The organism is Saccharopolyspora sp. 7B, from assembly GCF_020177435.1.
Classification (GTDB): Bacteria; Actinomycetota; Actinomycetes; order Mycobacteriales; family Pseudonocardiaceae; genus Saccharopolyspora_C; species Saccharopolyspora_C gregorii.
In genome coordinates this window covers 1-3,045 of record NZ_JAIUKC010000098.1, presented here as the reverse complement: position 1 = coordinate 3,045, position 3,045 = coordinate 1, and the positions used below count along the sequence as shown (strand labels likewise).

Sequence of the window (3,045 nt, the reverse complement as noted above, 5' to 3'; positions counted from 1 at the left end):
TTTCGGCGTGATGGGGGGGCGGGGCCCCTGTTGCCGGGGGGCCCGCCCCATCTCGGCGCAGCTTGGCCGCACCCCCCCCCCCCCCCGCGCCGGGGGGGGGGGGGGGGGGGCCCGTTCGCCGTCCGCGCCACGTGCGGGAACGGCTGTGAGCCGCGTCTCAAAGGGATCACCACGGCCCTGCCCCGCGATGCCAGGATGGGGTGGTGAGCGAAACGAGCGAGCAGCAGCCGACCACCCCCGGGCCTGCGCGGCACGGTTTCGCGGTCGAAGTGGTGTGGACCGGCAACACCGGTGCGGGCACCAGCAGCTACCGCAGCTACGAGCGCACCCACGAGGTCCGCTCGGCGGGCAAGAGCACCATCGAGGCCTCCGCGGACCCGGCGTTCCTCGGCGACGCCGACCGGTACAACCCGGAGGAGCTGCTCATCGCGTCCCTGTCGCAGTGCCACATGCTGTGGTTCCTGCACCTGGCCGCGGAGTGCGGCGTGGTGGTGGTCGGCTACCACGACCACGCGCAGGGCGAGCTCGCGGAGAACGCCGACGGTTCGGGGCAGTTCCGGGAAGTGGTGCTCCAGCCGGAGGTCGCGGTCGAGGACCTGGCCAGCGTGGACGCCGCGGAAGCGCTGCACGAGCGCGCGCACGAGCTCTGCTACATCTCGAAGTCGGTGAACTTCCCGGTGCGGCTGACCCCGTCCACCCGGGTCGCGAACTGACGCGTCAGCCCAGGTCGCGGCGGCGCTGCCGGTCCCGCAACACCCGCTGCCGGGCCTGGTAGTCCCGCATCCGCTGCGGGTAGCCGAGTTTGGCCACCTCGTAGCAGGGCATTCCCTGCTTGCGGGCGAAGCGGAACGCCGCTTCCGGTCCCGCGACGCGGCGCCGGGTCCACTCCCCGTCGTGCGCGACGAGCAGCACCGTGGTCTCGGTGACGGTGGTGCGGGGTTCGACGAAGGCTTCGACGCCGTGGCGCTGCTGCGCCCAGGTCCGCAGGTGATCGGTGTCCCGCGAGTCGGCCGGACGACCCGTGGTGCGCCGTCGCCGAAAACGATCGAACAGACCCACGGCATTCGCCTCCCCGCGCGCTGGAAGCCGGCCGCGGATTCGATTCACCTGCGCGCGGCCGCACTCGGAGACACCTCCGGAAAACCGGTGCTCCCGTTCGCGATGATGCCACCGGGCGCCTGTGACGAAGCTGAGAATCGGAAAAAACGATTCAGTGGGATCGGGCACGTTCGCGCGATCAGAGCGAGCCCACGTCGCGTCGTCCCAACGGGTGGTGACAAGATGGCTGCCAGGTGTTCCGCGCCTCGCGCGACAGCCGGGCCGGGCGGCACCTCAGCGATTCAACGATGGCTGTCGAGGAGTGCGAAGTGACCGACACGTCCGCCGATCTGGTCATTCTCGGCGGCGGTTCGGGCGGCTACGCCTGCGCTTTCCGCGCGGCTGAGCTGGGCCTGTCCGTCGTCCTCATCGAAAAGGACAAGCTCGGGGGAACCTGCTTGCACCGCGGGTGCATTCCCACGAAGGCTCTCCTGCACGCCGCGGAGGTCGCCGACTCCGCGCGCGACGGCGACCAGTTCGGGGTGAAGACCTCGCTGGAGGGCATCGACATCGCGGGGGTGAACTCCTACAAGGACGGTGTCGTCGGCAAGCTCTACAAGGGCCTGCAGGGCCTGGCCAAGGCGCACAAGGTGACGCTGGTCGACGGCGCGGGCACGCTCGTCGACAAGAACACCGTCGAGGTCGACGGCACCCGCTACACCGGCAAGAACGTCGTGCTGGCCACCGGCTCGTACTCCAAGTCGCTGCCCGGCCTGGAGCTCGGCGGCCGCGTCATCGCCAGCGAGCAGGCGCTGAACCTGGACTTCGTGCCGGAGAAGGTCGTCGTGCTCGGCGGCGGCGTGATCGGCGTGGAGTTCGCGAGCGTGTGGCGCTCCTTCGGCGCCGAGGTCACCATCGTCGAGGCCCTGCCGCACCTGGTGCCGAACGAGGACGAGTTCGCCTCCAAGCAGCTGGAGCGCGCGTTCCGCAAGCGCGGCATCAAGTTCAAGACCGGCGTCAAGTTCACCGGCGCCACCCAGACCGACTCCGGCGTCTCGGTGAGCCTGGAGAACGGCGACCAGCTCGACGCGGACGTGCTGCTGGTGGCCGTCGGCCGCGGCCCGAACACCGCGGGCCACGGCTACGAGGAGGCCGGGATCCAGCTGGAGCGCGGCTTCGTCGTCGCCGACGAGCGGCTGCGCACCAGCCTGCCGGGCGTGTACGCGGTCGGCGACATCGTGCCCGGCCTGCAGCTCGCGCACCGCGGCTTCCAGCAGGGCATCTTCGTGGCCGAGGAGATCGCGGGCCAGAACCCGCAGGCGATCGACGAGGCGGGCATCCCGCGCGTCACCTACAGCCACCCCGAGGTCGCCTCGGTGGGCCTGACCGAGAGCGCCGCCAAGGAGCAGTACGGCTCGGTGCAGACCTTCACCTACGACCTCGCAGGCAACGGCAAGAGCCAGATCCTCAAGACGGCGGGCGCGGTGAAGCTGGTCCGCGCCACCGACGGGCCGGTGCTCGGCCTGCACCTGGTCGGCGACCGGGTCGGCGAGCTCATCGGCGAAGCCCAGTTGATCTACAACTGGGAGGCGCTGCCCGAGGACGTGGCACCGCTGGTGCACGCCCACCCCACGCAGACCGAGGCCCTCGGCGAGGCGCACCTCGCCCTGGCCGGCAAGCCGCTGCACGTCCACGGCTGATCCGGTCCGCTTCCCGCACCAGCACAGCACCCCGCCACACCGCACGAGGAGTCCGCGAGCGATGTCCTTCTCCGTCCAGATGCCCGCGCTAGGCGAAAGCGTCAGCGAGGGCACGATCACCAGGTGGCTCAAGCAGGTCGGCGACACCGTCGAGGTCGACGAGCCCCTGCTGGAGGTCTCCACCGACAAGGTCGACACCGAGATCCCGTCCCCCGCCGCCGGTGTGCTGCAGCGCATCGTCGCCGAGGAGGACGACACGGTGGAGATCGGCGGTGAGCTCGCCGTCATCGGCGGCAGCGCCGCCGAC

General features: G+C 70.9%; 4 protein-coding genes. 3 read left to right on the top strand and 1 reads right to left on the bottom strand.

Features of this window, described 5'->3' with window-relative positions:
• Positions 1-203: 203 nt before the first annotated feature.
• The gene (locus tag LCD33_RS16395; RefSeq protein WP_224955294.1) at positions 204-713 is read left to right on the top strand and encodes an OsmC family protein; all 510 of its coding nucleotides are present in this window, start codon (positions 204-206) and stop codon (positions 711-713) included.
• A gap of 4 nt (positions 714-717) precedes the next feature.
• Here the strand turns inward: LCD33_RS16395 and LCD33_RS16390 are convergent, their stop codons facing one another.
• On the bottom strand, positions 718-1,059 hold the full coding sequence (locus LCD33_RS16390; RefSeq protein WP_224955293.1) for an oxidoreductase: 342 nt from the start codon (positions 1,057-1,059) through the stop codon (positions 718-720).
• A gap of 308 nt (positions 1,060-1,367) precedes the next feature.
• On the opposite strand from LCD33_RS16390, the gene lpdA reads away from it, so the two are divergent.
• Both lpdA and LCD33_RS16380 read left to right on the top strand, forming a co-directional pair.
• Positions 1,368-2,738 carry a dihydrolipoyl dehydrogenase gene (gene lpdA, locus LCD33_RS16385; protein WP_224955292.1) on the top strand — a complete coding sequence of 457 codons (1,371 nt, stop codon included), beginning with the start codon at positions 1,368-1,370 and terminating at the stop codon, positions 2,736-2,738.
• Between the two features lie 61 nt (positions 2,739-2,799).
• Positions 2,800-3,045, top strand: a 246-nt coding sequence (locus LCD33_RS16380; RefSeq protein ID WP_304612898.1) for a biotin/lipoyl-containing protein, incomplete at its 3' end; no start/stop codon positions are given.